This window comes from Protofrankia sp. CiT1, assembly GCF_917627335.1.
Taxonomy (GTDB): domain Bacteria; phylum Actinomycetota; class Actinomycetes; order Frankiales; family Frankiaceae; genus Protofrankia.
In genome coordinates this window covers 6,793-13,307 of the sequence record NZ_CAKJTP010000118.1, presented here as the reverse complement: position 1 = coordinate 13,307, position 6,515 = coordinate 6,793, and the positions used below count along the sequence as shown (strand labels likewise).

Annotated in this window: 4 protein-coding genes; 1 reads left to right on the top strand and 3 read right to left on the bottom strand. The window is 67.9% G+C overall.

Going from position 1 to position 6,515, the window contains the following annotated elements:
- Positions 1-1,825 (top strand): MMPL family transporter (locus MJ785_RS16380; protein ID WP_239381618.1); only part of this gene is annotated, 1,825 nt, incomplete at its 5' end.
- A gap of 90 nt (positions 1,826-1,915) precedes the next feature.
- On the opposite strand, the gene MJ785_RS16375 is transcribed toward MJ785_RS16380, so the two are convergent.
- From MJ785_RS16375 to aspS, 3 genes are all read right to left on the bottom strand, one after another.
- The gene (locus tag MJ785_RS16375; RefSeq protein ID WP_239345928.1) at positions 1,916-3,190 is read right to left on the bottom strand and encodes an amidohydrolase; all 1,275 of its coding nucleotides are present in this window, start codon (positions 3,188-3,190) and stop codon (positions 1,916-1,918) included.
- 127 nt (positions 3,191-3,317) lie between these two features.
- Positions 3,318-4,460, bottom strand: coding sequence for a glutamate--cysteine ligase (locus tag MJ785_RS16370; RefSeq protein ID WP_239381616.1), 1,143 nt, complete (start codon positions 4,458-4,460; stop codon positions 3,318-3,320).
- A 312-nt stretch (positions 4,461-4,772) separates the two neighbouring features.
- A complete protein-coding gene (gene aspS, locus MJ785_RS16365) occupies positions 4,773-6,512 on the bottom strand; it encodes an aspartate--tRNA ligase (RefSeq protein WP_239381620.1) in 1,740 nt (579 codons plus the stop codon).
- Positions 6,513-6,515 lie beyond the last annotated feature (3 nt).

The following is a 6,515-nucleotide window of genomic DNA, read 5'->3' as shown; positions in this document are numbered from 1 at the left end:
CGACGGGCGAGCCCAGTTCGCCTACGTCTTCTACCCACCGCAGACCAGCTTCGCGTCCGCGACCCTGGACAAGCTGAAGACGTCAATCGCCGCCCACACGCCGGCATCGCTGACCGGGACCGTCACCGGCATAGAGGAACTCCAGACCAACGGCGGCTCCAGCGGTGGGCCGGGGGTACTGGTCGAGACCCTGCTCGCCGGTGTCGGCGCCCTGGCGATCCTCGCGTTCGTCTTCGCCTCCATGCTCGCGCTGGTGCCGCTGCTCGTCGCGGCGGTGTCGATCACGTCGACCTTCCTGATCCTGCTGGGGCTGACCGTCTTCGCGGACGTGTCGTTCCTGGTGCAGTTCCTCGTCTCCCTGATCGGTCTCGGGGTAGCCATCGACTACTCGTTGCTGATCGTCACCCGGTGGCGCGAGGAGCGTGCCCACGGCCGGGAGAACCACGACGCGATCGTGGCCTCGATGGAGTCGGCGGGCCATGCCGTGCTGTTCAGCGGCCTCACCGTCGCGATCGGCCTGGTCGCCCTGGTCGTCATTCCGGTGCCCTTCCTGCGTTCCATCGGCTACGGCGGAATGCTCATTCCGCTGGTCAGCGTGGCGGTCACCACCACGCTGCTGCCCGCTCTGCTCGGCGGCATCGGCCCCCGCGTCGACTGGCCGCGGATCCGGCACGAGAACACCGCGAGCCGGTTCTGGACCAGGTGGGCATCGCTGGTCGTGCGCCGCCGCTGGATCGCCGCCGGCGTCGGACTCGCCATCCTTACCGCCCTGATCATTCCATTCTTCGGGGTCCAGATCGGCACGGCGCAGTCCTCGTCGCTGACGAAGACCGGGCCCGCCTACGAGGCGCTGAAAGTCCTTGAGGACGGCGGTGCGCCGACAGGCATCCTCACCCCGGCCGAGATTCTGGTCGACACGTCGGCGTCCGCCGACGTGGTGCAGCGCGTGCGCGCGGTGGACGGCGTGGCCACCGCGACGGCCCCGACCGGCCCGGCGTCGAACCGGGCCGGCACGTCGATCGTCCTCGCTGTGCCGACCAACGAGACCACGGGCGGCAGCAGCACCGACCCTATCCGGCGGATGCGGTCCGCCCTGGACAACGTGCCCGGGTTCATCGGTCTGACCGGGATAGGCGCCCTGCAGCTGGACTACATCCATGCTGTCTACGGGGCGTTCCCGCTGGCGCTCGGCCTGATAGTCCTGATCACCTACATCCTGCTGGTACGTGCTTTCCGTTCGCTCCTGCTGCCGCTCAAGGCGGTGTTGTTCAACCTCATATCGCTGGGGGCGACGGGCGGCGCCGTGGTGCTCTTCTGGCAGCACGGGTACGGCTCGGAGGCGATCTACGGCATCAAGGCCACCGGCTCCGTCACCTTCTGGCTGCCCCTGATGATCTTCGCATTCCTGTTCGGCCTGTCCATGGACTACGAGGTGTTCATCCTCGCCCGCATCCGGGAGGAGTACGACGCCAGTGGTGACACCAACGCCGCCGTCATCGAAGGAGTCGGCCGTACCGGGCGGCTTGTGACCTCGGCCGCGCTGATCCTCTTCCTGTCGTTCCTGTCGCTGTCAAGCGGACCGCAGACCGACATCAAACTGTTCGCGACGGCGCTCGGCTTCGGCATCCTGCTGGACGCCACCGTTGTCCGGATGCTGCTGGTGCCGGCGCTGGTGTCGCTGTTCGGCGCGTGGAACTGGTACCTGCCGGACTGGATGGCGAAACTGCTGCGGGTGCGCGAGTCCCACGCCCACAGCGGTTCGAGTATTCCGGCCGCCGCGAGCCCACAGCCAGGCCGAGGTGCCGAGGTGCCGAGTTCCCGATAAGCCGATAAGCCATGTGTCCCGGGTTGGGTTGATTGTTGCTGGGCGGCCCAGCCCGGGATCTTGTTCTGGTAGATCAGCACGCTGGTTTCGTCAGCACGACGCGCTGGCCCGCTCCAGCCCACGCAGAGCGGACGCGGCAAGGAACCGGACGCCCGTCCCGATCGCGGCCTCGTCCACGTCGAAGGTGCCCTGATGCAGGTCGTAGGTGTGCCCGCCGGGGGAACGGGTACCAAGACGAGCAAGCGCGCCGGGGACATGGTCGAGGTACCAGGCGAAGTCCTCACCACCGAGGGACTGCATGATCGGTATCTCCGCGCCTGGCGCAAGCACGCGCTGTAGCGCTGTCCGGAACACCTCGATGATTTCGGCGCTGTTCACCACCGGAGGTACCCCGCGCCGGTAATCGAGGGCGAGGCTCGCCCCGTAAGGGGCGACGATCTGTTCGGCGAGCCGGCGCACGAGCGTGGGCACGTCCTCCCAGGTGTCCCGGGACAGCGTGCGAACCGTCCCGGCGATACTGCCCGCCCGCGGGATCGCGTTGGCCACAGTGCCAGCCTCGATGTGCCCCCACACCAGCGACAGTGAAGAGCGTGGATCCACCAGGCGGGACAACGCCGCGGGCAGTTCCACCGCCAGCCTGGACAACGCGTAGATCAGGTCAACCGTGTTCTGCGGACGTGACGTGTGACCGCCAGGGCCGCCGAGGGTGATCCTGACCGAGTCGGCGGCCGAGGTGACAGGACCAACGCGCAGGCCGATGCTCCCGACGTCCAGGGACGGGTCGCAGTGCACCGTCATGGCGGCGGACACCGGCTTGAGCACACCGGCGTCGATCACGTCCAGCGCACCGCCCGGCATGGTCTCCTCGGCCGGCTGGAACACGAGCCGGACCGTTCCCGTGAGCGGGCTGACACGGGCGAACTCGGCGAGCGCCAGCCCCGTCCCCAGCACGACAGCCGTGTGGACGTCGTGGCCGCAGGCATGGCAGACACCGGGAACGGTCGAACGGTAGGGCACCTCTTTCACGTCCAGCAGCGGTAGCGCATCGATGTCGGCACGCACCATGACCATGGGTACGTCAGGCCGGTCCAGGCTGGCGGCCGTCCCCGCGGCGTCGGCCGTGGCCGTGGCCGTGGCCGCCGCATCCCGACAGACCGGGCCGATGTCACACCACAGGCCTGTCCCAGCCGGCAGCAGGTGCGGAGTCAACCCGGCAGCTGACAGCCGAGCCGCGATCGCGCGAGTTGTCCGATGTTCCTGTCTACCCAGTTCCGGATGGGCATGAAGGTCACGCCTGAACGCGACAAGCTCGCCTTCATGCTGATTCAGCCAGGCGGCGACCGCGTCAGCCGCGCTCGCTGTCATGCCGGCCGCCCGGACTGCGCCCACTGCCCACACGCATATCGTGCGCCCGCCCGAAAGACCTGATCAGGGCGGATATTCCTGTACAGCAAGGGCCTGGCCCCACCTCTCCACCAGCGCCGGCCCGGATTCACGGCACGGGCCGGCGAAACTCCATCTCCTGAAGCAGGGTATCCACCACGGCGGTCAGATCCCCATCAGCCCGCCTCGCCGCCGTCCGCTGTCGCTCGCTGCTCGAACCGACATCCACAATGTGCAGGACGTCAGCCAGTTCGCCAGGACACGCCAGCCGGCGCGCCACCGGCAGGAGATCCTCCACCAGGTCAACGAGGTCGTCGCGGACGCTGCGCGTCGTACCTCGCTCATCCACCATGATCTCGGCGTCAAGGCCATAGCGGGCCGCCCGCCATTTGTTCTCCTGGACAACCCATCGATGTGGTGTCGGCAACGTGTAGCCCCGGTCGAGCTGAACGTTCATCCGGTCGACAAGACACTGCGTCAGAGCGGCGACCGCCCCGACCTCCAGCAGTGTCGGCAAGCCGTCACAGACACGCAGTTCCACCGTGCCGAAGTTCGGGTGGGGACGGACATCCCACCACACCTCGCGGATGCTCTCGGCCGCGCCAGCCGACGCCATCGTGCCCATGAACCGCTCGAACTGCCCCCAGTCGGAAAGCAGCTGCGGCAGACCCGCTGTGGGCAGGGTCTCGAACAATTTCGAACGCGTCGATGCCAGTCCCGTGTCCGCGCCCAGCCAGAACGGTGAGGATGCGGACAGCGCGAGAAAGTGTGGGATATAGGCGGCGAGCGCGTTCACGATGGGGATCGCCTTTTCCGGTGAACGGACCCCGACGTGCACATGCACGCCGAAGACCAGCAAACGCCGCACGACCCACTGCATACGGTCCACCAGCGAGAAGTAGCGGGGGTCGGGACTGAGCCGCTGCGTGTCATAGTGGGTGAGCGGATGGGTCCCGCTGCACGTCAGCGCGAGCCCCCGCGATTCGGCCAGATCTTCCAGGAAACAGACGGTTGCCAGGAGGTCGCTGGTGGCCTCGGACACCGTGTCACAGATACCGGTAACGACCTCGATGGTCGACTCGAACAGCTCGTACTTGGCCCGTGGCTCGGCATCCCGGCCAATTTTGTTCTGGTACTCGTCGAGAATGCTGGTCGCCGCCCCGCGAAGGTGACGGGTGTCGCGGTCGACCAGCTGCAACTCCCACTCGATGCCGAGACTGGACGTCGGCGACGACGAGAACGGTATCCGCATTCCCTGGCCTCCCGCTGCATCCGGCTGCCGCGTCCCGTCCCCGAACCGCGCTCCCCGCCCGCCGGGCCTGCACCAGCCGACACCGTGACTGAGACGGATGCGTCGGTCATACCCGCGGGGCAACGCGCAACGCCCAACGCGCGAGACTGCCGACAAGGCACGCAAAAAGATCAACTCGGTGCACACTTCTCGCGCTGCCGGAGAGCCGCGGGACGCTGGAACAGGACGCGCTAACCGAGTAACCGTAAGTCCCAGCGCCACGGTCCGGAGGCTTTCGCCATGAATCGTGCGCATAATTTGCGCACGGCGCGCCTACGCCGAGGGCAGTACCCGGATGCCCAGCTCACGCAGTTGGCGCGGCTCGATCTCGGTGGGGGCACCCGTCATCGGATCAAGACCGGACTGGGTCTTCGGGAAGGCGATGACCTCGCGGATGTTGTCCTCACCCGCCAGGATCGCCACCAGCCGGTCGATTCCCACGGCGAACCCGCCGTGGGGCGGCGCGCCGAAGGAGAACGGCGTGAGGAAGAAGCCGAAGCGGCGGTCAGCCTCGGCCGCGGAGATCCCGAGCGCGGCAAAGATCCGCTGTTGCAGCTCGGGCTCATGGATCCGGATCGAGCCCGAGCCCAGCTCCCAGCCATTGAGGACCAGGTCGTAGGCGCGGCTGCGCACTGCCAGCGGCTCTGTTTCGATCTTGTCGATATCATCGGGATGCGGGCGGGTGAACGGATGATGGCCGGGCTTGGGACGTCCGGTCTGCGCGTCGATCCCCACGAACAGCGGGAAGTCGACGACCCAGACATAGCGGAACCCGCCCTCGCCGACGGCCGGGCGCCCGAGATCGTTGCGCAGCTGGCCGAGCACCTCACACACCATCGCCCACTCGTCCGCGACGAGCAGGAGAAGATCACCGGTCTCACCGCCGGTCGCCTTCACGATCCCGGCGAGCTCGGCGGCGGACAGGAACTTCGCCACCGGGGACTCCAGCGTCCCGTCCGCGCCGACCCGCATCCACACCAGGCCCTTGGCCCCGAGCTTCTTGGCCCGGTCGGTCAGGGCCTCCAACGCCTTGCGGTTGTGCGTGGCCGAACCGCCGGGTACGCGGATGCCCTTCACCGCGGGTGCCCCGGCGAACGCCTGGAACCCGCTCGCCGTGAAGATCCCGGTCAGCTCGACAAGTTCCATGCCGAAACGCAGATCGGGTTTGTCCACCCCGAACCGGTCCATGGCGTCGTGCCAGGTGATCCGCTCGATCGGCGGCTGCGCGGCGCCGGTGACCGCCTCGGTCGCGGCCAGCACCGCGGCTGAGATCACCTCCAGCACGTCATCCTGGTCGACGAAGCTCATCTCCAGGTCAAGCTGGGTGAACTCGTACTGCCTGTCGGCCCGCAGGTCCTCGTCGCGCAGGCACCGGGCGAACTGGAAGTACCGGTCGGTGCCGCCGACCATCAGCAGCTGCTTGAACAGCTGCGGGGACTGCGGCAGCGCGTAGAAGCTCCCCGGCGTCTGCCGGGACGGCACCACGAACTCCCGGGCGCCTTCTGGCGTGGACGGCATCAACAACGGCGTCTCGACCTCGACGAAGTCGCGCGGTGCCAGCGCGGAACGCAGCGCGGCCAGTACCGCCGAACGGGTCCGCAGGTTGCGCTGCATGCGTTCACGGCGTAGGTCGAGATAACGATAGGCGAGCCGGGTCGACTCGTCGACCGAGTCGGCACGGTCGTCGATCGGGAACGGCGGGGGTGCCGCCGGAGCAAGCACCGTGACCGCGCAGTCGCGCAGCTCGACCTCGCCGGTACCGAGGTTCGGGTTGACCGTCCCCTCAGGCCGGGCGGCCACCGTGCCAGTGATGCGCAGGACGTACTCCGACCGGGCATCGACGGACCCGTCCACCACGCACTGCACCTGGCCAGCGTGATCCCGCAGGTCGACGAACATCAACGACTGGCCGTGCTGGCGGCGGTGAGCCACCCAGCCGCACACCGTGACCGTCTCACCGATGTGCTCCGTGCGCAGCGCACCGCACAGGTGTGACCGCATCGCCGTCTTCATCGA

Coding starts and splice junctions, on each gene's coding strand:
- MJ785_RS16370 (WP_239381616.1), bottom strand. CDS start 4,460: ATGCGGATACCGTTCTCGTCGTCGCCGACGTCCAGTCTCGGCATCGAG.
- MJ785_RS16375 (WP_239345928.1), bottom strand. CDS start 3,190: ATGACAGCGAGCGCGGCTGACGCGGTCGCCGCCTGGCTGAATCAGCAT.
- aspS (WP_239381620.1), bottom strand. CDS start 6,512: ATGAAGACGGCGATGCGGTCACACCTGTGCGGTGCGCTGCGCACGGAG.